Origin of the sequence: Litoreibacter sp. (assembly GCF_039974535.1) — a bacterium.
Taxonomy (GTDB): Bacteria; Pseudomonadota; Alphaproteobacteria; order Rhodobacterales; family Rhodobacteraceae; genus Litoreibacter.
Window position 1 is genome coordinate 163,615 of sequence record NZ_JBDWIU010000008.1, and the last position, 24,910, is coordinate 188,524.

Here is a 24,910-nt window from a genome sequence, read left to right on the forward strand (position 1 = left end):
ATTCCGAAGTTCTGTCAAAGTTGATGCGACCCTACAAAAATGCATGTAACGTGGCTTGTCACAAAGCTGTTAACGCCAAAAAACTTCTAGAATGCCTCGCCTAGCGAGATCGTGAACTCATTCTGTGCAATCGCTGTACGAGATTATATGTAGAGATGGGCTTCAGGGGTATGTGTTAAGTGGTTGAAATAAATTTATATTTTAATGAATTTACTTGGATTGAGAGACGCCGTCGCCGGCCCAATCATTAAAGCTCCGTAAATCTTTTGTTAACGAATTGGACGCACCTTTGGAGTCTCAAAAAACCGACTTTAGCCGAATTTCTAGTGTGTATCCTGTGTGCCTTCCCGATGATTGAGGAAAACAATGTCTACGGCAAATCTCCTTGGCCCAACGCCACGAGTAAATTTTAAGATAAAACTGACCTTGGAACGCGATGGGCGATTTCTAGTCCGTCTCGTTCAAGTGGGTTTGGATGAGATAAGCCACCGTTATGAATTCGCATTGGGACGCCCCATTGAGCAAACACTGCTGCCCGAGTTTGTGAGTAGCTTCTCAGATGAATTGGGCTATTTTTTGAAAGACCGAAAAGCGGTTTGCAATCCTCTGTATTCATTCTCAATGCTTGGCGTTGGAGTGTCAGGTCTAAACATAGACTCAGCGGATGATGGCGATGATTTCGACGGTATAACCTTGAATTTTCGAAGATTTGTGGGGGATTTAACCCGTGTCTTGCTCTTTGAGCAGACGCTTGACGTATCGACGGCATCTGTTCGTGAACGGATAGCGGTAGACGTCTTGAGCGATATCATATCCCCGATATTTGACATGCTTTCTCTGTCTCGGAATGGGGGGCGCTCTTGTGTGACCACTCACAGTGCGGCAATTCAAGCGCGACTGGACCAGTTGAATACTCAGCAAGAAGAGATGGAATTTTATGTGGGATTGTTAAAACGCTACGTCGCCGGATGCCAACATGACGCAGCAGCAAGCTCGAGCGCCGCTCCGGCACCCCCTAGTGGGCTCGAACGGCGAACGGGCTAATCCCTCGCCGATTGATTTTTCGACTTTCCTTTGGGGGCCGCGACGCTCGTGAAGGGATCGTTGTCATACTCAACGCTCGCTAAATATAGACCACTCGCAGGGCATACTGGACCACAAGCTGCGCGGTCACAGGCTTCCAATGCGTGTTTCATTTGGAGCGGCTCCCAAGAGCCACAACCAACACGCTCTAATGAGCCAACAAAGCTTCGGACTTGGTTGTGCAAAAAACTGCGGGCCCGAATTGAGAACCGGTACTCGCGCCCGTAAGGCACCTCAACCTGTTGGATATCAAGCGCATCCAGCGTTTTGACCGGAGACAGGGCCTGACAGGTTGATGACCGGAAGGTTGTGAAGTCATGTTTGCCTAGCAAATGCTGCGCGGCCTCGCGCATGGGCTCGATCTCCAGTGGGTAGTTCACCTGCCACACCAACCCTTTCTCGTGGGTCGCAGGGGCGCGGCGGTACAGCAGGCGGAACCAGTAGCGGCGCTCTTTGGCGTCAAAGCGGGCGTGCCACTCGCCATGCACTTTTGCGACCTCAAGGATCGAAATCGGATGCGGCTTTAGGTGAAAATTCAGCGCCTCATTCAGCCGGAAGGGGTCCCAATCACGGATCATATCCGCGTGGGCAACCTGCGCCAACCCGTGCACGCCCGTATCCGTGCGCCCTGCGGCGGCGATTTTGTCGAAGTCGGGCTGAAGCTTTCGCAAGGCATCCTCAATGGAGCCCTGAACAGTCGGTTGACCGTCTTGGCGTTGCCAGCCGTTGTAGGGCTGGCCGTTGTATTCGATTTTTAGCGCGTAACGAGGCATGTCAGACTGCTATCCTGACTAATGCGCGGTGCCAAGACCCTACACACGCCGCCCGATGCCCCTTATGTAGGTGGGAACAACCCGAGGGGCAAATTTGATACTTTACGATATTGTCGATGGCATTGGCCGAACGGTGGAAGGGGCGACGCAATCCGTGACCGGGGCGTTTGAGCCATCGATCCGCTTGGGTGTGACGGGGTTAAGCCGCGCGGGCAAGACCGTGTTCATCACCTCCTTGATTGCGAACTTAATGGATCGTAACCGTATGGGGCAGCTGCGTGCGGTGGCGGATGGTGGGATACAAACCGCCTATCTACACCCGCAACCCGACGACACGATCCCTAGGTTTGATTTCGAGACACATCTCGCGGCCTTAACTGGCGCCGAGCCGCATTGGCCGGTCTCAACGCGTTCCATTTCCGAATTACGCCTGTCGATGCGGGTGCAGCCCACAGGGTTGAGAGGCATGGTTTCGGGGCCGCGCACGGTGCATTTGGATATCGTGGATTATCCTGGCGAATGGCTGCTTGATCTTGGCTTGATGGAAAAATCCTACGCTGAGTGGTCCGAAGAGGCGCTTCGCCGCGCGGATACACGCGATGTTGGTGCGTCGTTCATCGCTTTGGCGAAGGCGACGGACAGCGGCGAGAAGTTGGACGAGCCACGGGCAAAACGCATCGCAGAAGCCTACACCGCCTATTTGCAGGCCATCCGAGACGCAGGGTTTTCGGACTACACACCGGGCCGCTTCTTGTTGCCGGGGGAGCTTGCAGGCTCCCCCGTGTTGACATTCGCGCCGCTGCCGATGCACGAGAAGACCCGCCGCGGCTCGCTTTACCGCGAGTTTGAGCGTCGCTTCGAGGCGTATAAAACCAAGGTGGTGAAGCCGTTCTTCCGCGATCACTTCTCGCGCATTGATCGGCAAATTGTGCTGGTCGACGCGTTGGGTGCGATCCATTCCGGCCCCCAAGCGGTTGATGATCTGCGCACGGCGATGGCTGATATCTTGGGAGCATTCCGCCCAGGTGCGAACGCATGGTTGTCGCAGATGCTGTTTGGCAAGCGGGTTGAGAAAATCCTCTTTGCGGCCACCAAGGCCGACCATTTGCACCAGTCGCAACACGGGCGCTTAACCGCGATCATGGAGGCGTTGCTGCGCGACGCCCGCGACCGTGCGGATTTCGCAGGGGCTAAGACCCAAGCGATGTCGATCGCCGCATTGCGCGCAACAACCGAGGACCATTTGCAAGGCCTTGATGTGGTGCGTGGGCGTTTGGAGGACACTGGCAAACAGGCCGCATTCTACCCCGGAGATTTGCCTTCCGATCCGGCAAAGATCATCGGGGCAGCTCGCGATGGGGCTGACCGCTGGTTGGATGCGGAGTACTCGGTGATGAATTTCGCCCCCGCTAAGTTGAATTTGGCACCGGGCGAGGGGCCGCCACATATCAGGCTGGGACGCGCAGCCGAGTTCCTAATCGGAGATCGTTTGAGATGAGCAAGCGCCCTGTATTGATCGAATTGGACGAGCCCGCCGAGATAACACCAGCAACCGCACCCATAATCGCGGATGATTTGCCCGAAGGTCGCGCGATGAAAACGGTCGCGGCATTGGCTGCACGCAGGCCGTCGCGGTTGGCCAAGTTCTTCTGGTCGGCGCTGCTCGCGCTTGTGAGTTTTGTCGCTAGCGTTGCTGCTTGGGATTTTGTGAACGGTTTGATTGCGCGCAGCCCCGTGTTGGGTGCAATTGCTTTGGGGCTGACAGGTTTGTTCGTGCTGGCGTTGCTGCTGATTGCGGGCAAGGAGTGGTTGGCAATCGGGCGGTTGAAGAAAATTGACGGGCTTCGCAAGGAGGCGGACGGTGCATTGGCAACGGGGGATTTAAAGGCCTCGAAGGTGGTGTCGTCCCGCCTGATGGCGCTCTATGCCAATCGCCCAGAGTTGGAAGCCGGCCGCGCCGCCCTTCGCGCCCGCGAGGGGGATGGGTTTGATGCGGATGCGGTGTTGGGGGAGGCGGAGACGCAGCTTCTTGCCCCGCTGGACGCGCTTGCCCGCGCCGAAGTCGAGGCCGCCGCGCGGCAAGTGGCGACGGTCACCGCGCTTGTGCCATTGGCATTGGCGGATTTGGTCGCGGCTTTGACGTCGAACCTGCGTATGATCCGTCGCATCGCCGAGATCTATGGCGGCCGTTCCGGCACCTTGGGAAGCTGGCGGCTGACGAAAGCGGTACTGACCCATTTGGTGGCCACAGGCGCTGTGGCGGTTGGGGATGACCTGATCGGCTCCATTGCTGGTGGCGGAGTGTTGTCGAAGCTGTCGCGCCGGTTTGGCGAGGGGGTCATCAACGGCGCCTTAACCGCACGCGTAGGCGTGGCCGCAATGGATGTGTGCCGCCCGCTGTCTTATGCGACGCAAGATAAACCGTCGGTCACGGGGCTAATGCGCCGCGCCCTGACGGGGATGTTGCCAAGCGGCTAATCGCGCGGTGTCAGGGACGCCATCGGGGGGATCATGTCACCTCGCACGAGGCGGGTCAGCAGGCGCGGTAGTGGCTGGATTTGGCTGAACGGAAACAGGATGTGGTCGCGGAATGCGGGCAGGATCTTGCTGTCGGATTGGTACTGCGGCGTGAACGCCCAAGACATCGCCTGATAGATGCGCACATGCCACCGCCGCGCCATTGCATAGACGGGCAAGGCTTCTTGCAGCGGATATTGCGCGACGGCCTTCGCAAGGGCGGAAGCATCCAACATCGCCATATTCGCCCCTTGCCCTAACTGAGGCGAGGCTTTGTGCGCCGCATCACCGATGATCGCCAAACCGTCGGCATAGGGCGTGCGCAGGGTGCCATGCGCATAGCGGGCCATGGTCATTTGGTCGTGGTCGGTGATCTGCTCAAAGATCGGGGCGGCTTGGGGCCAAAGTTGCGTTACTTGCCTGCGCCAGTCCTCAAGCGGGGCGGCACGCCAGTCGTCGTAGCTGTCGCGGGGCATGGACCAGAAAACTGCGGCTTGCTGCGCGTCTGATCCGGGTAAAGTGCCTGATGGCATGATGCCAATCATCCGGTCCGCGCGGCGATAGACCTGCGTGAGTTGGTCCATTGGAACCCCAATGTCACGCCAAGGCACCGTGCCCCAAATCGCGCCGTATGGCAGGGGTTTGGCTTTGATCGGGGACAGGGGCGATGACACGCCGGAGCTGTCGATGACCAGATCAAACGGTCCCTGTGGTGCGTGGTCTTTGAAATGCAGATGGCGGTTTTTTAGGGACGTGACCTCATGAGCGGGGGTGATTGTGACCCCAGCGGCCGTTGCCGCTTGGAGTATAGCGTCAAATAGCGCGGCGCGATGGATAGCTAAACCTACGTTCGTCCCGTTCGGGTCATGATCATAAGTGACGTCCAAAACGCGGCGGCCATGGCTGGCATCGTGCCCAAGCATTCGGCGCACGGCATTGCCCTTGGCGCGGGCGGCATCGAGGGCGCCGATCTCACCTAGAACCTTTTGCCCCACAGGTTGTATCACAAGGCCTGACCCCACGGGGCGGGGGCGGTCAAACTGGTCAAAAACCGTGATGTGGTGGCCTTGGTTGGCGAGCAATGTCGCGGCGGTAAGCCCGCCAATACCCGCGCCTGCGATAGCAATGTTATACGTCATAGGCCGCAACCTATGCGGTTAAGCGGTTGGCGTCATGGGGTAAATGTACGCTCTACAAAGTTGGGGGTGCGCCGGCTGGTGCGCGCATGTCTTCAACGCCCATACGCAACCCACGGGCAATGCGGTGCGCGAGGGCAGAGAACGCGCGTGCGGTGTCATGGGGCAGCTCTGCCACCAAGACGGTGTCGAAAATGGACAGCCAATGCGCGAAATGCTCCCCATGGACGTTGCCTGCTGCCATGTGTTTTTGCATGGGATTGCCGTCATAGCCGCGCTCATAAAGGATAGCGTTGCGCCAAAAGCTGGCGATCTTGGCTTCATGCGCTGGCCAGCCGTCGTTCGGAACATGGCTGGCAAATATTGGACCAAGAACGAGGTCAGCGCGAACCTTGGCGTAGAACTTCGTGACCACTTGGTCGATTTGGTCAGCGGTGATGTCGAAGCGTGGCGGCAGTGTGGTCACAGAACAATCCATAAAATCGGGAGTAATACGCACAGATAAACTAACATGTTGAACATGGAGCGGATAAGGCCCGCGTCATCCGTTGGTGGTACTCCCAAGAACTGACAAATCTTGGTTCCGGGCCACAAGAGGATATCTGCGATTTTCTCGGCGGTCATGGTTTATCCCTTTAATGGGTATTTAGTATGCGGAATATCTAGTGCTTTTAATTGCGTATTGCAAATGCTAATTATATCGACATGCAATTGGACAAATTCACTGACTACGGGCTTCGTGTCCTTATATACCTGCGCGTGAGCGGCCAGCGGCGGGCGTCGGTGTCTGAAATTGCGGGCAAATTTGACCTGTCAGAACACCACCTGTCCAAGGTCGCCACGGCCCTAGCCTCGGGGGGCTTTGTAACCTCAACGCGGGGGCGGGCAGGAGGCTTGAGTTTGGCGAAACCTGCCAAGGACATCCTCATTGGTGCGGTGGTGCGAAGCTTGACGCGCAACATATCGGTGGCGGAGTGCTTCGCGGGGAACGGGGCCTGCGCGATAACGCCAGCCTGTGGATTGCGCGGCCCCTTGGTGGAGGCACAAGAAGCGTTCTTCAAGGTCTTGGATGGCTACAATCTGGAAGACGTCAGCGGGCAGGGCGCGGCCTTGGCGGCACTGCTGGATATTGAGAGCGCAAGTGCACTGGACGAACCCGTCTAGCCAAGGCTATAAGCGCTTCATGACACAAAACATCGTCATTATTCGAATTATATCCCCGGCGCTCTGATCAAGATGAGACGCCGGGCAAAGGTGTTTGAGCTGCTCGCACCGACCCCACACCCGATTTTAAATCCGACGACAAAGGACGCCTGACATGTGCGCCGACACCCCTGAGACCGTTTCCTACAAAGACACGCTGAACCTGCCCAAAACCGACTTCCCAATGCGCGCAGGCCTGCCCAAGCGCGAACCCGGCTGGCTGGAGCGTTGGGCCAAGATCGGCGTCTACGACAAGCTACGCGAGAAGGCGAAAACCGAGACGCGCCAATCGTTCACTTTGCACGATGGCCCGCCCTACGCCAACGGCCACCTGCACATCGGCCACGCGCTGAACAAGACCATCAAGGACATGATCGTGCGCTCGCACCAGATGATGGGTTTTGACGCGCGCTACATCCCAGGTTGGGATTGCCACGGCCTGCCGATCGAGTGGAAGATCGAGGAGAAATATCGCTCCAAGGGCAAAGACAAAGACGCCGTTGACGTGGTGGAGTTCCGCCAAGAATGCCGCGAGTTCGCCGCAGGTTGGGTAGACATCCAGCGCGAGGAATTCAAACGCCTTGGCATCACCGGCAATTGGGCCGATCCCTACCTGACCATGAATTTCCACGCTGAGCGCGTGATCGCGGAAGAGTTCCAGAAGTTCTTGATGACAGGCACTCTGTACCAAGGCTCCAAGCCGGTGATGTGGTCGCCTGTTGAGAAAACCGCGTTGGCCGAGGCCGAGGTCGAATACCACGACCACAAATCCGATATGATTTGGGTGAAATTTCCCATCGTTGGCGTTGCTGGGACCGAGGCCTTAGTGGATGAGATCACGGGGGGAGACGACAGTAAAACCGCCGCCGCAGCCCAAGAAATCGGCGCTGAATTTGCCAACACCAATGTGGTGATCTGGACGACCACGCCTTGGACCATCCCGCAAAACCGTGCGGTATGTTTCGGGCCGAAGATTGGCTATGGCCTCTACCGCGTCACCGAAGCGGCGGACGACAACTGGGCGAAAGTTGGCGAAAAATACCTGCTGGCCGACGCACTTGCCGAAGGCATCTTCGAGCAATCCCGCGTTGAAGGCTATGAGCGCCTGCGCGACGCATCCCCTGCCGTTTTGGAAGCCTTAACCCTGAAGCATCCGCTGCGCGGCGTGCCAGGTGGCGAAGGTGAATGGGACTACGACGTGCCAATGCTGCCCGGTGATCACGTCACCGAAGATGCCGGTACAGGCTTCGTACACACGGCCCCAAGCCACGGTGACGATGATTACCAAATCGGCGTGAAGTTTGGCCTGCCGATGACTTACAACGTGTTGGAAGATGGCTCGTACCGTGCCGATCTACCGCTGTTTGGCGGCAAGCGCATTCTCAAGCCAAATGGCAAAGAAGGCGACGCGAATAAGGCTGTGATCGAGGTTTTGGTTTCCGGTAACCTGCTGATGGCGCGTGGGCGTCTGACGCACAGCTACCCGCACTCTTGGCGCTCCAAGGCACCGGTGATCTTCCGCAACACGCCACAATGGTTTGCTGCGATTGACCGTGAAGTTGGGGATGACCAAGATCAATTCGGCAAAACCATCCGCCAGCGGGCTTTGACCGAGATCGACAACGTGAAATGGACGCCGCAATCGGGCCGCAACCGCTTGCATTCGATGATGGAGGCACGCCCTGATTGGGTGCTGTCGCGTCAACGTGCTTGGGGTGTGCCGCTGACCTGCTTTACCAAAGTGGGGGCCTTGCCTGACGCGGAAGACTTCCTTTTGCGTAACGAAGAGGTCAACGCCCGCATCCTAGAGGCCTTCGAAGTTGAAGGCGCGGATGCGTGGTACAAAGACGGCGCAAAAGAACGCTTCTTGGGCGGCATCGTGAACCCTGATGACTACGTCCAAGTGATGGATATTTTGGATGTGTGGTTCGATTCTGGCTGTACCCACGCCTTCACTTTGCGCGACCGCGAAGATGGCTCCGAAGACGGCATCGCCGATGTCTACATGGAAGGCACCGATCAGCATCGTGGCTGGTTCCACTCGTCCTTGCTGCAATCTGTCGGCACCACAGGCCGCGCGCCTTACCGTAATGTTGTGACACACGGGTTTACGCTGGATGAGAAGGGCATGAAGATGTCCAAATCCGTGGGCAACACCATCGTGCCTGAAAAGATCATTCAGCAGTACGGCGCGGATATCTTGCGCCTTTGGGTGGCGCAAACCGACTTCACGCAGGACCAACGCATTGGGGATGAAATCCTCAAAGGCGTGGCGGACAGCTACCGCCGCTTGCGCAACACCATGCGCTTTATGCTCGGCTCTTTGAATGACTTCACCGAGGCGGATCGCATGGACCCCGCGGATATGCCGGAGTTGGAGCGTTGGGTGCTGCACCGCCTGTCCGAGTTGGACGAGACCGTGCGCGATGGCTACGCCAAGTTCGATTTCCAAGGTGTGTTCCAAGCGATCTTTACCTTTGCGACGGTTGATCTGTCGGCCTTCTACTTCGACATCCGCAAGGACGCGCTGTATTGCGACGGCGACACCGAACGCCGCCGCGCGGCGCGCACCGTATTGGACATTCTGTTCCACCGTTTGACCACATGGTTGGCACCAATCTTGGTGTTCACTTGCGAGGAAATCTGGCTGGAGCGCTTCCCCGGAGAAGACTCTTCAATCCACCTGACGGATATCCCCGAGACACCATCCGATTGGCGTGACGCGGATCTTGCCGCCAAATGGGCAACCGTGCGCCAAGTGCGCCGCGTGGTGACCGGCGCGTTGGAAGTTGAGCGGACAGCCAAGGTCATCGGTTCCTCGCTAGAGGCGGCGCCGACGGTCTATGTGGGCGCAGATGTAGAAGCGGTGCTGAACACAGTGGCCTTCGACGATATGTGCATCACTTCCGGCATCAAAGTGACCACGGATGCCGCACCGGAAGGGGCCTTCACGTTGGAGGATTCTGACGGCGTTGCGGTTGTGTTCGACAAGGCAGATGGCGAGAAGTGCCAACGCTGCTGGAAGATCCTGCCAGACGTGGGCTTGCATGCAAACGTAGGTGTCTGCCTGCGTTGCGATACGGCGTTGGCATAGCATTGGGCGACGGGGGACGAGCAAGGCTTGCTAGCCCCGTCGGACCGCTCACTTTGATTGAGCGGGACAGTGCGATTGTGGAGCTAGAGTGGAACGACTCTGGCGATGTCATAACCAGTGGCATGTTGGGCGACGCAGTTGCCCAGCTTCTCGAGTACTTCGAAGGAAGGCGGCAGACGTTTGACTTGCCGCTTCAGCCACGAGGCTCTGATTTTCAACAAAAGTTCTACGCAGCCCTTTGCGCTATCCCTTTTGGCGAGACGCGTACTTACGGCGATTTGGCTGCGGATTTGGGCGTATCTGCTCAAGCCATCGGGCAGGCGTGCGGTGCCAACCCGATTGCAATCTTGATCCCCTGCCACCGAGTTCTGGGGGCTACGGGATTAGGTGGCTTTTCGGGGGCTGGCGGCGTTGAGGCCAAGGTTGAACTGCTCAAGCTTGAAGGGGCAGCTTCGCTGCTGATCTAGCCGTCTTTGCCGAACAAAACTTGCTGCGCGATACCGGCAAATAGCAGGTAAATCGAGGTCACGATCAATCCCCAATGTGCCCAGCTTTGTGGGTCGAAGTTTACCCAAGCGGCCCAACCAGCAAAGAACGTCCATGCCAGCGCCATAGGCAAGGTGACGGTGCGCCAGCGCTCCGTTCGGACGGGATGTACGAATTTGAACGGGATGAACATCGCGATTGCTAAGCCCGCCACCAAAACTAAGATCACCCAAAAATTTGGATGCAGTGCAAAGACCACAATGGCGACCATGTTCCAGCAGCCAGGAAACCCAGAGAAGGAATTATCCTTTGTTTTCATTCGAGTATCTGCAAAGTAAAGGGCCGATGCAAAGGTGATGACGATAATCACAAACCACCCCGTCCATCCCTCAAATAGTCCGGATTTGAACAATGCGAAGGCGGGTATGAAAACGTAAGTCAGGTAGTCGATAATCAGGTCAAGCAGCACGCCGTCAAACTGCGGGGCGTACTGTTTGACGCCAAATTTACGCGCCAATGGGCCGTCGATGCCATCTACTCCAAAAGCCACGACGAGCCATAAAAACATCAGTGCCCATTCTTCCTCTACGGCGGCAAGCATCGCGAGCATGGCAAAGACGGCGCCGGTGGCGGTCAATAGATGTACAGAAAGGGCTTTTAGCTGAGGTGTCATGGCCTCACATGGCCCCAAAGGGGACAACTTGTAAAGTCCAAGGGCAGTCAGGCTGATGCGAAAAAGGCGCGCCCAGTTTGGACGCGCCTGTTAGTCGTGCTGTAACGTCGGCTTAGTTGCTGACGCGGACTTCCTCAAGCGGGTAACCCAGCATGTCTTGGTCTTCGAAGCCGGAGTGGCAGCCGTGGCAGAAGCTTTGCTTCACTTTCATGACTTTTCCGTTTGGCTGCAGACCTGCGTACAGCCAGTCAGCTGTTTCAGGGATGGAGCCTTCTTCCATCTTGGTCATCAAGAACAGTGGGCCGACGCGCGCTTGCTTTTTCTTTTTCGAGATGGCGATGGATTCTTTTGCAAGAACGGAGCCAACAGGCATTTTCACGCCTTCTTCTTCGAATTTGAGGTACTGCTCGGCAGCAATGTCATTCGCGAATGTGTTCAGCAAACGGTTGCCGTGTGGACCAGCAACAGCAGGGCGCGTGGCAGTGGCTGTCCAAGAGCGGAAGCTGGACCCGATTTCGTCGCCTTCTTTGGCATAGCCTTCGACCATAGCGTCGTTGAGGCACGCATAGATTTCTTCAATCTGAGCGCCTTCAAGGTCGAATGGGTCTTCGACGTCGACGGCGCAATCTGCGGCGTGGGCTGTGGTAGCCATGAGGGCAGTCGCTGTGGCGGCTGCAGCGATAAACGTGCGGATGGTCATTAGTTTTCTCTCCCGAAGTCATAGTCAGACAGATTGTCGCAGAACCGATGGCTAGACGCCAACTCTACTTTACGCGGTATTGGACACAAAATCGTGAAAATTCCCTCTGATCACCAAGAAAAAGCAGCTTAAGCCGACGGAATACCATTCCACGCGCGTGTAAATCGCGCAATTTGGGGACGCGCAAACAATGAAATCCATGTCTGTGAAGGTTGATAATGCTAGTCGTACGTAACCTGTTTGAGCGGTTTCGACCGGCTTGTAAGGGTATGCAGCTGCTATTCGTGCACACCCCCAAATGCGGCGGTAGCTATGTGCAGGCGGCTTTGGGGCCGGGTGGTAAAAAGTGCTTCTCTGTCACAAATCCGTTGTTTGCAGGTCACCTGAGCTGGCAGAAATACCGTGATCGCCTTGCCTTGGTGGATCAATCGATTGCCGACTTCACTACGTTTTCCGTCGTGCGAAACCCATTCGATTGGCATGTCTCGTGGTTTAACTACATTCGAAATCCATTGGGAGGGCGCCGATCTGGATATCATGTGGAACACCATTTGTTCCAAACTATGGACTTCGCGGACTATGTGCATTGGTTGGGGGACCCGAAAGGGGTGCGTTCCGTGCAGTTCGATATGGGGCGTCTGCTCTGTGATTGGGTCGTTGATGAAAGCGGCAAGATTGTGGTGAACGAAATCTTGCGGCAAGAGCAACTAGAGGATGGTCTGGCTGAGATGAAGCAACGACATAATCTCCGCATCAAACTGCCGGCCAAGAAAATCAACACTTCCAACGCAAGTGATTATCGCAGTTTTTACACGGCAAAAGAGGTCGACATCATATCAGAGCGGCATGCGCGCGACTTGGATATGTTCGGCTACACTTTCGAGTAAATCTACCCGTGCTTGCGTCCCTTGGGATGTGCATTGTCATAGACTTCCATCAGTCTTGCGGTGTCCACCGCCGTGTAGGCTTGGGTGGTTGAAAGGGATGCGTGACCCAGAAGTTCTTGGATGGCTCGCAAATCGCCCCCTGCCTCTAACAAGTGTGTTGCAAAGGAGTGCCGCATAGCGTGCGGGGTTGCCGTGGCGGGCAGGCCGAGTTGCATGCGCGCAGTTTCCATGGCCTTCGCGATCAGGCGTGGGCTGAGAGCACCTCCACGTACGCCGCGAAACAAAGGGTCTTCGGGTTGCATAGGAAAGGGTTGCGCGGCCAAGTAGCGATCCACCGCAATACGAGCTGGGGCGATGACCGGCACGATGCGTTCTTTGCCGCCTTTACCAATGATGCGCATCACGTCGGGCAAAGGGGCAGCAGCAAAGGTCAGGCCAAGGGCTTCTGATATGCGCAAGCCGCAGCCGTAGAGCAACGTCAGGACAGCGGCGTCGCGGGTGGCGACCCAGTCTTTATTGGCTTGCAACTCAACCGTATCGATCATGGCGCGGGCGGCGTCTTCGGCTAATGGGCGTGGTAATTTCTTCTGGAATTTGGGGGAGCGGGTCGCAAGCACCGCGGTAGGCTCGAATTTTTCCCGCTCAGCGAGCCACCGGTAGAAGCTTTTTACCGCTGAAAGCTCGCGCGCTAGCGAGCGCGCGCCAACTCCGCGTTTGCGCTCATGTGCCATCCATGCGCGCATATCGGTGGGTTTGATATTCGAGAGCGGGCCCAAGCCGGTGCTTTCGCCGAAATGCACAGTAATGAAGCTTAAGAAACCCAGTACATCGCTGCGGTAAGCCTCAAGCGTGTTGTCAGCCACGCCATCAAGCGACTTGCGGTGGATAAGCCAGCCCTCTAACGCATCGCGGCAGGCAGGCGAGATAAGCATTACGCCAGCCAGCGTTTGATGGCTCGCTCAAATGCCGCACCGAAGAAGGTCAACAAATCAGTGCCTTGGTTCGGGCGGAACTGATGCGGGTCTTCGGACCCCATGACCAACAATCCCGGAAGGCGGCCTTCGCCCAAATCCAAACGTAGCAGGGCTTCGGATTTGATATAGGCGGCGTTATCGCCATACACATCCTCGGAGGCGGGGGAGACTTGCCGTAAGCTGACGGGGCGCACGGGCACATCACGACCTGCGGTGATGTAGTGATCAACCACGCCGGGCTCCACGATGGAGAGGACGTCTTCAAAGCCGATGGAGGGGCTGTCGTGTTCTTTGGATTCTAAGATCAGGCGTAGTCGTGACACGCGCAAAGATTCCAGTAGGTCGCCGGAAAGCGTCGTCAGGAAGGCGGGGAAATCTGTGGGCTCCAGTACCTTCAAAATCGCGTTTTGAATAAGATTGGTGCCAGCTAAGTTCTCGTAAGCCGCCGCTATGACCGACCGGTGGGTGTCTTCCAAACGGTCAAGTCTGCTCTCGAGGCGCTCCATCGCGATTCCGCGCAGGTCGACAATGTTGCCACCCAATGTGCGTTCGTTGGCGTCAATTAATGCGCGCATAAGATCTTGATCTTCCAGAATTACTTCTGGGTCAGTCAGGATTTTGTTGCGCAGCGCATCTAGCACTTCTGCCTGCTCAATCATGCTCTATGCCTTCGGTTTTGGTCTTTGTTTTGTTGCACTATAGCCTATGAGATTGAGTTTTTCCACGACCAGATTGCCCTGATTCAGGGGTGTCACAAATCTGAATCACCTAACGTATTGGGGGAGTGTCCTATTTTTAGCACAGACCCGAAATCAATCGCCGAGACGACACTGTGCGCCATGGCATTTATCTGATTCGTGTGGTTTTTAATCACCAAACGGTAAACGCTTTGTGTGCGCCCGGCGGGTGTTAAACCTTGACTCGAGCATTTTTGTGAACACCGTCACGCTCCCCTCATCTGTTCGTTTTCATAAGTGAGATGGCGTGAGTACGTCTCAATCTACTCATGCAGTTGTTCTTATGTATTTCCTGACGGAACGATTCTGGATTTCCCGTAAGGCGCGCTTCCTTCAAAATCACATTTCCATTTCCATTTTCAAAGATTCACAAGGAAAGGGGATGTGAATTGCTTTGATCGATTCATTTGAAGTAAATTTTCATCTATATCGTTACTTTTCAATGAGTTGACTTATACGATTGTGTGGTTGCCCTGGCGCTACATCCAAAGGGATCGAAGGGGCCTAGTCCTGAGTGTGTTCCAGTCACGGACACATGAAATCGAGGACAGTCATGAGATCACTACTATTAGTTACGGCCAGCGCTTTGGCCGTGAGCAGCGTACCCAGCTTCGCTCAAGACAGCAGCTCAGTTGCCAGCGCAAACACCGGTATCCGCCTAACCTTCTCTGGGCAGGTTAACCGCGGCGTTTTGTTTGCAGACGATGGCGTCAGCAACGAGACCTTCTTTGTAGACAACGACAACTCTTCCACACGTTTCCGCTTCACAGGTGAAGGTGATTTTGGCGACGGCTGGACAGCTGGTGTTAACATTGAAATTCAGGCGGAAAGTAACTCTACCGCAAGCGTTAACCAAATTACGCAGAATACAGGTGGCGGTTCGTCCTTCCTGTCCGAGCGCAAACTTGAGCTGTTCTTCGAGAACGACAAGTTTGGTCGTTTGACAGTTGGCCAAGGCGACACGGCGTCCAACTCCACATCCGAGGTCGATCTGTCGGGCACGAGCATCGTTGCTTATTCCGGTGTTGCTGACTTCGCGGGTGGTATCTTGTTCCGCGATGGCGCGGGCGCTTTGACCACAGTGAGCGTCGGCAGCGTCGTTACCAACCTCGACGGCCTAAGCCGCCAAGACCGCGTACGCTATGACACCCCATCGTTCGGTGGTGTGACGTTGTCGGGCTCCGTTGGCTCGGACGGCATTTATGACGTCGCCGCACGCTACAACGGAAACTTGGGCGCGTTCAAAGTTGGCGCGGCGTTGGCTTACTCCGTAGACACTGCGGATGATGAAACCATCAACGGCTCCGTCTCCGTGCTGCACCAAGACACGGGCCTTAGCCTGACATTGGCTGGCGGTTCTCGTGACCGCGAGTTGGCAACCGACCTACGCGACACCACATTTGGCTACGTAAAAGTTGGCTACCAAACAGATGCGATTAGCAGCCTTGGTCAAACAGCGTTCTCCATCGATTACTCCGTGAGCGATGATGTGGCCGCCGTTGGCGATGAGGGCACAAGCTACGGTATCGCAGCAGTTCAGCACATCGATGCAATCGGCACCGATCTATACCTAGGTGTTCGTAACTACGAGTTGGATCGCCCAGGGTCGCAGTTTCAGGACGTAACGGCTGTTCTTGCCGGTGCGCGTCTTAAGTTCTGATGCGGGTTGTATTTGTAATTGCGCTGTCGTTGGTCGTATCGGCCTGCGGCAGCTCTAACGGCCTTGATCGTGAGGCTTTGCGCGCAATTGACGACATCCCCGAAGGTCGGGGCCTGTTGTCCGGAGATGAGGGAGAGTTCTCCAAGAACTACTAAAGAATTGTAAAGCTAGTCCCTCGAGAGGCTTTGCAGGCCCCCGCCCAGTTTTCATCGTCTGGGAGGGGGCCATTTTTATGTCGGCTTAGACGATTTTAATGTTCGCCTTGGCCACGTCCTTCATGAAGCCGTCCAAGCCTTTGTCGGTCAGCACGTGGTCCGCCATTTTCTTGATAACAGCCGGCGGCGCGGTGGCCACATCTGCCCCGATAGCCGCGCAATCGGACATGTGGTTGGCGGACCGGATGGAGGCCGCAAGGATCTGCGTCTCGTAGCCGTAGTTGTCGTACATGTTGCGGATGTCGGCGATCAGCTCCATGCCATCGAGGTTCAGATCATCCAAGCGGCCGATGAACGGCGAGATGAACGTCGCGCCCACTTTGGCTGCCAACAGCGCTTGGTTGGCCGAGAAGCAGAGCGTCACGTTGACCATATGGCCTTCGTTGGTCAGCACGTTGCAGGCTTTCAACCCGTCCCATGTCAAGGGCACCTTCACCGCGATGTTGTCTGCGATCTTCGCCAGCTTGCGGCCTTCGGCAATCATGTCATCGGCGTTCAAGGCCACAACTTCGGCGGACACAGGGCCATCCACGATTGAGCAGATTTCCTTGGTCACTTCCAGAATGTCACGGCCCGATTTGGCGATCAGCGACGGGTTGGTGGTGACCCCATCCACGATGCCCAAGGCGTTCAGTTCTTTGATGTCGTCGATTTCAGCGGTGTCTACGAAGAATTTCATGGGCTATGCCTTTCGGTGGGCGGTTGGTCTGGTTAGATGTGGCTTACCTCAGTTTTATAGGTGAGGGCAAACGGTGAAAGGGCAGTCGTGAGCGGGTTTTTCCATGAAGGCGAATTGGTCGGTGTTGTCACCTCCCAGCCGCTGGACCGCATGTTGGACTACAAAGCCCCCGAGGGTGGCTGCCACCATGGCGCATTTGTCGAGGTGCCATTGGGGCCGCGCAAGGTGCTCGGTGTCGTTTGGGGAAAAGGCAAAGGCGACTACGATTATTCCAAAACGCGCTCCGTCATTCGCGTGTTGGATGTGCCGCCGATGCGCGAGGAGATGCAGAAATTTCTAACACGCGCAGGGGCTTATACGTTGACCCCGCTTAGCGCGATGGTGCGACTGGCGACGCGCTCCCCGGGGTTGGGTGACCCGCCCGCCATGCGAAAAATTTTCCGTATGGGCACGGGGCAGGTCGACCGGATGACGCCAGCGCGCGAAAAAGTGCTGGCCGTTTTGGAGGAATTCGGAGGCTTGGCCTTCACGCTCAAGGAACTAGCGGAACAAGCGGGTGTTGGTACGTCGGTGGTAAAAGGCTTGGCTGCACAAGGTGCCGTGCGCGAGGAAGACAGCCCCCGCGATTTGCCCTTCGCACGGCTGGACCCGTCGCGTCCCGGCAAGGAATTAACGCAAGACCAAGCCGCCGCTGTAGCGGCATTGGACCGCGACGGCTATTCGACCACCTTGCTGAAGGGGGTCACGGGATCAGGTAAAACCGAAGTTTATCTGGAAGCCGTTGCCGCCTGTTTGCGTCGGGGGCGGCAAGCCTTGGTGTTGTTGCCAGAGATCGCGTTGACCTCTGAATTCCTGACCCGCGTAGAGGAACGCTTCGGTGCACGCCCCGCTGAATGGCACTCCGGTGTGACCATGACCGAGCGCCGCCGTGTCTGGCGCATGGTGGCGGATGGCGGGGCGGAGCTGGTTGTAGGCGCTCGGTCAGCGTTGTTTCTGCCTTACCGCGATTTGGGGTTGATCGTGGTCGATGAAGAACATGACAACTCCTACAAGCAAGAAGAGGGCGTTTTGTACAACGCCCGCGACATGACAGTTTTGCGAGCCTCGCTGTGTGGCGCGCAGGTGGTTTTGGCCTCGGCGACGCCGTCGCTGGAAACTTGGGCGAATGCGGAGGCGGGGAAATATTCACGCGTGGAGCTGACGTCGCGCTTTGGCGATGCGGTCCTGCCAGAGATGCGCGCGATTGACATGCGCAGTGAAGACCTGCCCGGCTCGCGGTGGGTGTCGCCAACTCTGCAATCCGAAATCGCCAAACGCATTGAGAAGGGGGAGCAGTCGCTGGTCTTCCTTAACCGGCGTGGCTATGCGCCGATGACGCTCTGCCGCGCGTGTGGGCATCAAATCGTGTGTAGTGAGTGCGATGCGCGGATGGTGGAGCACCGATTCCTTAAGCGCCTGATGTGCCATCAATGTGGTGCGACGGAGCCGATCCCAACCGTCTGCCCGTCCTGCCAAGCCGAAGACCGTTTGGCCCCTATTGGGCCGGGCGTCGAGCGCATGGGCGAAGAGCTGGCAGAGCTGTTCCCTGACGCGCGTGTGGTTGTGTTGTCGTCAGACCTTTATGGCACCTCGCGCGAGTTGAAAGCGCATATCGAGGCCATTGCCCAAGGCGGGGCGGACATCATCATCGGCACGCAATTGGTGGCCAAAGGCCATAACTTCCCGCATCTGACGCTGGTGGGTGTGATCGATGCAGATCTGGGCTTGCAAGGCTCCGACCTGCGTGCGGCGGAAAAGACGTTCCAATTGATGCGCCAAGTGGCAGGACGGGCAGGGCGCTCGGAAAAACGCGGCACGGCCCTGTTGCAGACCTTCCAGCCGGAGCATCCAGTGATCACCGCCATCCTGAATGGCGATGAAGAAGCCTTTTGGCGGGCCGAGGCGGCGGAGCGTGAACAAGCGGGCATGCCACCTTACGGGCGCATGGCGGGTGTGATCCTGTCAGGGCCGGAGCAAGCGCCAGTGTTTGACTTGGGCAATGCATTGGCCCGCAATGACGGTGCCTTGAAACGGGTGGGCGCGCAGGTCTACGGCCCTGCTCCGGCCCCTATCGCGCGTATCCGCGGGCGGCATCGCGTGCGCCTGCTTGTGAAGGCACCGAAAGGTGCCGCGTTGCAGGCGGCGTTGACGCAATGGATCAGGCCCGTGCGTCTGAAGGGCGATCTGCGGTTGCAGATTGATATCGACCCCCAAAGCTTCTTTTAAAGCGGTCCTTTCCAACCCTGTTCGGGCTGGTTAAAACGGGCGCAACTTTTGGGGACAACCGACATGACAATGACGCCGCAACCGGGGATCATGGATATCAAGCTGTACCAGTCGGGGGCCTCAAAGATTGAGGGCGTGTCCGAGGTGACCAAGCTGTCCTCCAATGAAAACCCACATGGCCCTTCCAAACGCGCGCTGGATGCGTTCCGTCAGGCGGCGGGGGAATTGCATCTCTATCCCACAACCGACCACGCGGAGCTGCGCGAGGCGATTGGTGAAGTGCAAGGCATGGACCCCGCGCAGATCACCTGCGGTGTTGGCTCTGACGAGATCATTTCTTTCCTGTGCTACGCCTATGCGGGGCCGGGTGACGAGGTGCTTTATACCGAGCACGGCTTCTCCATGTACCGCATTTCGGCTTTGGCGGCAGGCGCTACCCCCGTCATCGCACCCGAGACGGAACGGCAGACAGACGTTGATAAGCTGCTGGCGGCGGTGACTGAGAACACAAAGCTGGTGTTCATCGCGAACCCGAACAACCCAACCGGCACGATGATCGACGAGGCCGAAGTCGCGCGTTTGGCCGACGGCTTGCCTGAGGGCTGCTTGCTGGTGCTCGACGGCGCATATGCGGAATTCGTAGATGGGTTTGACGGCGGGAAGACCGTGATTGATGCGCGTGACAATGTGTTTATGACACGGACGTTCTCGAAGATTTACGGGCTTGGCGGTTTGCGGATCGGCTATGGCTACGGCCCGCAAGAGATCGTCGATACGCTGAACCGTTTGCGCGGGCCGTTTAACCTAAGCGTGCCGGCGTTGAAGGCGGCTGAGATGGCGATGCGTGACACTGGCTACCTTGATTGGTGCCGCACCGAGAACGCACGCATGCGCGATTGGATGACGGCCCAACTCAAAGTAGTCGGTGTCGAGGTGGACCCGTCTCACGCGAACTTCATTTTGGCGCGCTTCGATGATCAGGCAAAAGCTGAAGCAGTGGACGCGCATTTGAAATCCAAAGGCTTGATCGTGCGTTTGGTTGGGGGATACGGCTTGCCGAACTGCATACGAATTACCATCGGGACCGAGGACGCCTGCAAACGGGTTGTCGCGGCCCTCAAGGAGGTGCTCTGAATGGCACAACTCTATGACCGCGTCGCTGTGATTGGGCTGGGACTGATCGCGGGTTCAATGTTCTATGCGATGAAACGCGCAGGTTTGGCGGGGGAGGTCGTGGGCTACGCGCGCTCTGCCGAGACTCGCGATACCGCACGCGAAATTGGTCTGTGTGATCGCATCGTGGACACCGCTGTTGAGGCCGTAGAAGGCGCAGACCTCGTGGTTCTTTGTGTCCCCGTGGGCGCTATGGGCGCTGTTGCCGCAGAGATTGCACCTGCGCTGAAGGACGGCGCATTGGTCTCGGACGTTGGCTCCACCAAGGCCGCAGTGATCGAGGCCGTGGCCCCACATTTGCCTGACGGCGTGCACTTCATCCCCGCGCACCCATTGGCAGGAACCGAGCAATCTGGCCCGCGTTCTGGCTTTGCGGAGCTGTTTGACAACCGCTGGTGCTTGCTGACGCCCTTGGAAGACACGGATGCGGATGTGCTGGAGCGGTACAAATCCCTGTGGCTTCAAATGGGCTCAATGGTGGATGAAATGGATGCAGCCCACCACGATTTGGTGCTGGCGGTGACATCTCATACGCCGCACCTGATCGCCTACACAATGGTCGGGGTCGCGGATGATTTGGGCCGCGTGACGGACAGTGAAGTGGTGCAATATTCGGCGGCTGGTTTTCGCGACTTTACGCGGATTGCAGCGTCCGACCCAACCATGTGGCGCGACGTGTTCTTGGCGAACAAAGACGCGACGTTGGAAATTCTGGGCCGCTTTACCGAGGAGCTGTTCGCCTTGCAACGCGCGATCCGAAAGGGTGACGGCGACCATTTGCACGACTACTTCACGCGCACCCGCGCTATTCGCCGAGGCATCCTTGAGGCGGGTCAAGATAGCGACGTGCCTAACTTTGGGCGAAACGCGAAATGAAACGGTTGTTTGTGGCGTGCGTGTTAATCGCTGGGGCGGCTGGGGCGGCTGGGGCGGCTGGGGCAAACACATCCTCGTCGCTGCGGCCCATCCCACGTGAGCCTATCGCGACAACTCCTGTTGTGGTGCCGGAAACGGCTGGGACACAGGGGGCTGTGATCGTTGAGGTCTCCGCCTCAGGTCTGGCCCCGCGACAATCTTTGCGCCCTGCGGTACGCCAAGCTGGTATCGTTTCAACCGCGCAACCTGCGGGCAGTAAGAACACCTTCGGCAAGCAGCTTCAAAATGTGTTCAAGAAAAAGCCAAAGGCTAAGGCGGGCACTGTGGCAACGCCTACGCCCGCCGTTCAAAGTTTGAAGGGATCCGTTTGTGGGGACCCTAGCATTCGCGGTCAGAATATCAGCCGTATCCCCGCTAAGATTAAGGGCTGCGGCTTGAACAACGGGGTTCAGATCACCGAAGTGTCTGGCGTGGCGTTGACGCAGCATGCCAAGATTGATTGCACCACGGCCAAGGCGCTGAAAACATGGGTCGATAACGGGGTGAAGCCCGCGGTAGGGCGGCGCGGCGGCGGGGTGAAATCCCTGCAGGTCGTGGCGCATTACAACTGTCGGACACGGAACAACCAAAAGGGTGCAAGGATATCAGAGCACGGTCGCGGCAAGGCGTTGGATATTTCTGCGATAAACCTGAACGACGGCTCGTCTATGACCGTTTTGAAGGGGTGGCGCAGCAAGCAGAACGGCCCTGCATTGAAGAAAATGCACAAAGCTGCCTGTGGTCCGTTCGGGACGGTGCTAGGACCGAATGCTAACCGCTTCCATCAGGATCACTTCCACTTTGACACCGCACGTCACGGCAACGGAAACTACTGCCGTTAACGCAGGTTAAGCGTTGGAGCATTGCCGATCGGGATTGGCCCCAAAAAGATACGACCGTTGGAAAAGCTCAGCGGGGCATCAAGCGAATTTTCGGCACCCGACAGCTTTGCCACGAACCCCAGTGCCAGTTCAGCAGCAGGGGCGGTTTCAGCGGGTACAGCGCCTGCGCTAACCGCAAGGGCCAACATCTCGCGCCAGTTGCGTGCGTTCAATGCAACCTCGCCGTTGGGGTATCCTTGGGGGTCGACAGTCAGCTCGCCCTTGGCGCGCAGTTGCAACTCGCCCCAAGTGCCGCGTGCGTCCTTAATGTTCACCGTGGTGATGTCGGGGCGCTTCTCTTCTATGACGCGAATGTCTAGGGCGCGGGCAAAGCCAACTTCGCTGTCAAAGTTAATCGCTTCAATGACGTCGGGCAGGGTGCCGCCCGCGTCCAACAGGCCTCGCAATGCGTCACCGGGGATCAGGGTGTCGGCCTGTAGCGCGATGTCGTAGGTCATGTCCTTGCCAGCAGTTTGTCGGATGGCGGCGTTCACTTTGTCCGCGCCCGCTTTCCAACCGTCGGTTGAGGTCAATGTCGCGCCCTCCACAACCACGGTTGCCGTATCTAATTCCAAGGTCGCATTTGGCAAAACCTTAAGCGATGCGGTCATCTGGCTGGTTTCAATGGTGATTTTTTGGTGCGGCGTCGCCAGCGTTTGCGTGTTTGGCCATGCGGCGATCAAATGGTTAGGCTGATAGCTAAGTGAAAATATCTGAAAGAATGGAGCTTGCCAGCTTAGACCGGTTTCGGGGTCGGTTAGCTGTATGTCTGTGAGGGTGGTGTCGAAACGGTTTGGGAAGCCGCGTACACTTAGGTCAGAGTATTCCACCTGCCAACCTTCAGCGCGGCGGGCATCCAGCCAGCTTTCGGTCGCTTTTTGCGACGCGGTTGCACCAATCACCCAATAGGCCGCCCAAGCGGTGGCGGCGACCAGAACGACGATGATCAGCTTGCGCATGTGGAATGTCCTTTTCCCGAAACCCGTGATGTTGTTTACAGGGCGCAAGATGGAAGGACCAGACAATGACTGACACGCCCCTTTGGGTCTTTGGCTACGGCTCGTTGATGTGGAACCCGGGCTTTGAGCCCGCAGAGCAGGTGCTGGCGCGCCTTGGCGGTTTTCACCGCTCCTTTTGCATGTGGTCGATCCATCACCGTGGCTCGGAAGAAGAACCGGGTTTGGTGCTGGCGTTGGACGAAGCCGACACCACCTGCGACGGGGTGGCCATGCGCGTGAAGGATGCCGAACGCGACAAGGTGTTGGCCTACCTGCGGGATCGTGAATTGGTCTCTGCGGCTTATGTTGAGCAGGTGCACGACTTGGAGTTGCGCGACGGGCGCAAGGTGCCAGCCTTGTGCTATGTGATCGAGCAAGATCACATCCAATACTGCGGCGGGATGGAGCTGGAACGCCAAGCGCAAGTTATCGCCAAAGCTGTGGGTGGGCGCGGTCCGAATACTGAATATCTGTATAACACGGCCCAGCAGCTCGACGCCTTCGGGATTGACGATGCCGACATGGAGTGGCTCGTGGCAAGGGTCCGCCAGTTGGCTGGCTAGATTGTCCTTTGAAAAAGGCTTTTGGCCCCCTATTGTGCCCTTAATAAAAAGAAGTCCGAGCATGACAGAGGCCACAATCTAATGGACACGTTAGCCGAGCGCGAGCACGCGCCGCAATTCACCCAGCCCGTACGCCAAATCATGGTCATGTTGATCATTCTAGGCCTTGTGGTGTTCGGCGGTTACCTGATTTATCCCGCTGTTTCGTCTGTCTTTTTGTCTAGTCCCTATCTGAACGGCGTCATCTTAGCCGTTTTCTTCGTGGGGGTTCTGGCCTGCTACTGGCAGGTTCTTCAGCTCATTTCCTCTGTGTCTTGGATCGAGAGCTTCGCCCAAGACCGCGCCGATCACGATGAATTCCGTGCGCCACGTCTGCTGGCGTCCTTGGCGGGCTTACTGCGTTCACGGGGCGCGCGGATGCAGATTAGTTCTGGCTCGTCGCGCACGATTTTGGACTCGGTCGCCACGCGGATGGACGAAGCACGCGATATCACGCGTTACATCGTCAACCTTTTGATATTTTTGGGACTTTTGGGAACTTTCTACGGCTTGGCAACAACCATTCCGGGTGTGGTGGACACGATCAGATCTCTCAATGTGGAAGAGGGCGAAAGCGGCGCTAAGGTCTTTGGCGAATTGATGAACGGGCTGGAAAGTCAGCTTGCGGGTATGGGCACGGCCTTCGCATCCTCCCTTTTGGGGCTGGCTGGGTCATTGGTGGTCGGGCTGTTGGAACTGTTTGCAGGGCATGGCCAGAATCGCTTTTACCGCGAGATGGAAGAGTGGCTCTCCACAATCACGCGCGTAGGGTTTTCAGCGGGCGAGGGCGAAAGCAGCGGCGGGTTTGACCAAGGGGTTGTGGCAACTGTGCTGGATCACATGGTCGAGCAAATCGACAGCCTGCAAGGCTTGTTTGTGCAAGGGGAGGCGGGCCGCGTCGCTTCTGCTGAAAAGCTGGATGGATTAACCTCCTCGCTGCAAACTCTGACGAACCGGTTGGATATGAGCATTGATCCCACCGAGGCATTGAACCGCGTGGCAGATGGTCAAGAGCGCCTGCTCGCTAAATTGTCAGAGAAGGTCGACGACGACATCGATCCGGAAAGCCGGATGCGGTTGCGCTCCATTGACGTACAACTTCTTAAAGTTTTGGAAGAAATGTCGGCAGGCCGCCAAGAAAGCATGTCACAAATGCATGGTGATCTGGCACAGGTTACACAAGCCGTCCGCCAATTGACCCGCGAACGCCGCCCGTCAAATACCCGTAGGCTGCCGGACCGCGAGCAGGGGGAATAGCC

24 protein-coding genes are annotated in these 24,910 nt (G+C 57.2%); 15 read left to right on the plus strand and 9 right to left on the minus strand.

Annotation, left to right across the window (positions count from 1 at the left end):
- The first annotated feature begins 366 nt into the window (after positions 1-366).
- A complete protein-coding gene (locus tag ABJN86_RS06820) occupies positions 367-1,044 on the plus strand; it encodes a hypothetical protein (protein WP_348365749.1) in 678 nt (225 codons plus the stop codon).
- Here the strand turns inward: ABJN86_RS06820 and truA are convergent.
- A complete protein-coding gene (gene truA, locus ABJN86_RS06825; RefSeq protein WP_348365751.1) occupies positions 1,041-1,856 on the minus strand; it encodes a tRNA pseudouridine(38-40) synthase TruA in 816 nt (271 codons plus the stop codon). The genes ABJN86_RS06820 and truA overlap by 4 nt on opposite strands.
- A gap of 94 nt (positions 1,857-1,950) precedes the next feature.
- Here truA and ABJN86_RS06830 point away from each other — a divergent pair, with 94 nt between their 5' ends.
- Together ABJN86_RS06830 and ABJN86_RS06835 are read left to right on the plus strand one after the other, a co-directional pair.
- Positions 1,951-3,354: a YcjX family protein gene (locus tag ABJN86_RS06830; protein WP_348365753.1), complete on the plus strand. Its 1,404-nt coding sequence runs from the start codon at positions 1,951-1,953 to the stop codon at positions 3,352-3,354.
- Complete coding sequence (locus ABJN86_RS06835) at positions 3,351-4,334, plus strand: TIGR01620 family protein (protein WP_348365755.1); 984 nt, start codon at positions 3,351-3,353, stop codon at positions 4,332-4,334. Before ABJN86_RS06830 ends, ABJN86_RS06835 begins: the two co-directional genes overlap by 4 nt.
- On the opposite strand, the gene ABJN86_RS06840 is transcribed toward ABJN86_RS06835, so the two are convergent.
- Positions 4,331-5,512 carry an NAD(P)/FAD-dependent oxidoreductase gene (locus tag ABJN86_RS06840; protein WP_348365757.1) on the minus strand — a complete coding sequence of 394 codons (1,182 nt, stop codon included), beginning with the start codon at positions 5,510-5,512 and terminating at the stop codon, positions 4,331-4,333. The genes ABJN86_RS06835 and ABJN86_RS06840 overlap by 4 nt on opposite strands.
- 52 nt (positions 5,513-5,564) lie before the next feature.
- Complete coding sequence (locus ABJN86_RS06845; protein ID WP_348365759.1) at positions 5,565-5,975, minus strand: group III truncated hemoglobin; 411 nt, start codon at positions 5,973-5,975, stop codon at positions 5,565-5,567.
- Between the two features lie 239 nt (positions 5,976-6,214).
- Between ABJN86_RS06845 and ABJN86_RS06850 the strand changes: the two genes are divergently transcribed.
- The 3 genes from ABJN86_RS06850 (at position 6,215) to ABJN86_RS06860 (ending at position 10,273) form a co-directional block, all read left to right on the plus strand.
- Entirely contained in the window at positions 6,215-6,673 is a 459-nt protein-coding gene (locus ABJN86_RS06850) for an Rrf2 family transcriptional regulator (protein WP_348365761.1), read from the plus strand.
- Between the two features lie 154 nt (positions 6,674-6,827).
- Complete coding sequence (ileS, locus tag ABJN86_RS06855) at positions 6,828-9,806, plus strand: isoleucine--tRNA ligase (protein ID WP_348365763.1); 2,979 nt, start codon at positions 6,828-6,830, stop codon at positions 9,804-9,806.
- Between the two features lie 53 nt (positions 9,807-9,859).
- The gene (locus ABJN86_RS06860; RefSeq protein WP_348365764.1) at positions 9,860-10,273 is read left to right on the plus strand and encodes a methylated-DNA--[protein]-cysteine S-methyltransferase; all 414 of its coding nucleotides are present in this window, start codon (positions 9,860-9,862) and stop codon (positions 10,271-10,273) included.
- On the opposite strand, the gene ABJN86_RS06865 is transcribed toward ABJN86_RS06860, so the two are convergent.
- Both ABJN86_RS06865 and ABJN86_RS06870 read right to left on the minus strand, forming a co-directional pair.
- A complete protein-coding gene (locus ABJN86_RS06865) occupies positions 10,270-10,965 on the minus strand; it encodes a CDP-alcohol phosphatidyltransferase family protein (RefSeq protein WP_348365766.1) in 696 nt (231 codons plus the stop codon). The genes ABJN86_RS06860 and ABJN86_RS06865 overlap by 4 nt on opposite strands.
- Positions 10,966-11,077: 112 nt before the next feature.
- The gene (locus tag ABJN86_RS06870) at positions 11,078-11,665 is read right to left on the minus strand and encodes a cytochrome P460 family protein (protein ID WP_348365768.1); all 588 of its coding nucleotides are present in this window, start codon (positions 11,663-11,665) and stop codon (positions 11,078-11,080) included.
- A gap of 218 nt (positions 11,666-11,883) precedes the next feature.
- Here ABJN86_RS06870 and ABJN86_RS06875 point away from each other — a divergent pair, with 218 nt between their 5' ends.
- The gene (locus ABJN86_RS06875; RefSeq protein ID WP_348365769.1) at positions 11,884-12,552 is read left to right on the plus strand and encodes a sulfotransferase family 2 domain-containing protein; all 669 of its coding nucleotides are present in this window, start codon (positions 11,884-11,886) and stop codon (positions 12,550-12,552) included.
- Between the two features lie 2 nt (positions 12,553-12,554).
- Here ABJN86_RS06875 and ABJN86_RS06880 read toward each other — a convergent pair whose 3' ends face one another.
- Positions 12,555-13,484 (minus strand): tyrosine recombinase XerC, encoded by a 930-nt coding sequence (locus ABJN86_RS06880; RefSeq protein WP_348365771.1) that lies wholly within the window; start codon positions 13,482-13,484, stop codon positions 12,555-12,557.
- Positions 13,484-14,185: a DUF484 family protein gene (locus tag ABJN86_RS06885; RefSeq protein ID WP_348365772.1), complete on the minus strand. Its 702-nt coding sequence runs from the start codon at positions 14,183-14,185 to the stop codon at positions 13,484-13,486. The genes ABJN86_RS06880 and ABJN86_RS06885 overlap by 1 nt, the downstream gene beginning before the upstream one ends.
- 631 nt (positions 14,186-14,816) lie before the next feature.
- On the opposite strand from ABJN86_RS06885, the gene ABJN86_RS06890 reads away from it, so the two are divergent.
- Together ABJN86_RS06890 and ABJN86_RS06895 are read left to right on the plus strand one after the other, a co-directional pair.
- A complete protein-coding gene (locus tag ABJN86_RS06890; protein ID WP_348365774.1) occupies positions 14,817-15,923 on the plus strand; it encodes a porin in 1,107 nt (368 codons plus the stop codon).
- The gene (locus ABJN86_RS06895; protein WP_348365776.1) at positions 15,923-16,078 is read left to right on the plus strand and encodes a hypothetical protein; all 156 of its coding nucleotides are present in this window, start codon (positions 15,923-15,925) and stop codon (positions 16,076-16,078) included. Before ABJN86_RS06890 ends, ABJN86_RS06895 begins: the two co-directional genes overlap by 1 nt.
- A gap of 85 nt (positions 16,079-16,163) precedes the next feature.
- On the opposite strand, the gene fsa is transcribed toward ABJN86_RS06895, so the two are convergent.
- Positions 16,164-16,817 carry a fructose-6-phosphate aldolase gene (gene fsa, locus ABJN86_RS06900; protein ID WP_348365777.1) on the minus strand — a complete coding sequence of 218 codons (654 nt, stop codon included), beginning with the start codon at positions 16,815-16,817 and terminating at the stop codon, positions 16,164-16,166.
- Positions 16,818-16,904: 87 nt separating this feature from the next.
- Here fsa and ABJN86_RS06905 point away from each other — a divergent pair, with 87 nt between their 5' ends.
- The 4 genes from ABJN86_RS06905 to ABJN86_RS06920 all read left to right on the plus strand — a co-directional run bounded on the left by ABJN86_RS06905 (position 16,905) and on the right by ABJN86_RS06920 (position 22,012).
- Positions 16,905-19,082: a primosomal protein N' gene (locus tag ABJN86_RS06905; protein WP_348365779.1), complete on the plus strand. Its 2,178-nt coding sequence runs from the start codon at positions 16,905-16,907 to the stop codon at positions 19,080-19,082.
- A 63-nt stretch (positions 19,083-19,145) separates the two neighbouring features.
- Complete coding sequence (gene hisC / locus ABJN86_RS06910; RefSeq protein WP_348365781.1) at positions 19,146-20,216, plus strand: histidinol-phosphate transaminase; 1,071 nt, start codon at positions 19,146-19,148, stop codon at positions 20,214-20,216.
- Positions 20,217-21,131: a prephenate/arogenate dehydrogenase family protein gene (locus tag ABJN86_RS06915; RefSeq protein WP_348365783.1), complete on the plus strand. Its 915-nt coding sequence runs from the start codon at positions 20,217-20,219 to the stop codon at positions 21,129-21,131. It abuts the gene before it with no gap.
- Complete coding sequence (locus ABJN86_RS06920; RefSeq protein WP_348365784.1) at positions 21,128-22,012, plus strand: extensin family protein; 885 nt, start codon at positions 21,128-21,130, stop codon at positions 22,010-22,012. Before ABJN86_RS06915 ends, ABJN86_RS06920 begins: the two co-directional genes overlap by 4 nt.
- On the opposite strand, the gene ABJN86_RS06925 is transcribed toward ABJN86_RS06920, so the two are convergent.
- Positions 22,009-23,010: a DUF2125 domain-containing protein gene (locus ABJN86_RS06925; RefSeq protein ID WP_348365786.1), complete on the minus strand. Its 1,002-nt coding sequence runs from the start codon at positions 23,008-23,010 to the stop codon at positions 22,009-22,011. The two genes, ABJN86_RS06920 and ABJN86_RS06925, sit on opposite strands and share 4 nt — an antisense overlap.
- A 65-nt stretch (positions 23,011-23,075) precedes the next feature.
- Here ABJN86_RS06925 and ABJN86_RS06930 point away from each other — a divergent pair, with 65 nt between their 5' ends.
- The gene (locus ABJN86_RS06930) at positions 23,076-23,612 is read left to right on the plus strand and encodes a gamma-glutamylcyclotransferase (protein ID WP_348365788.1); all 537 of its coding nucleotides are present in this window, start codon (positions 23,076-23,078) and stop codon (positions 23,610-23,612) included.
- A gap of 81 nt (positions 23,613-23,693) precedes the next feature.
- Positions 23,694-24,908 (plus strand): biopolymer transporter ExbB, encoded by a 1,215-nt coding sequence (locus ABJN86_RS06935; protein WP_348365789.1) that lies wholly within the window; start codon positions 23,694-23,696, stop codon positions 24,906-24,908.
- Positions 24,909-24,910 lie beyond the last annotated feature (2 nt).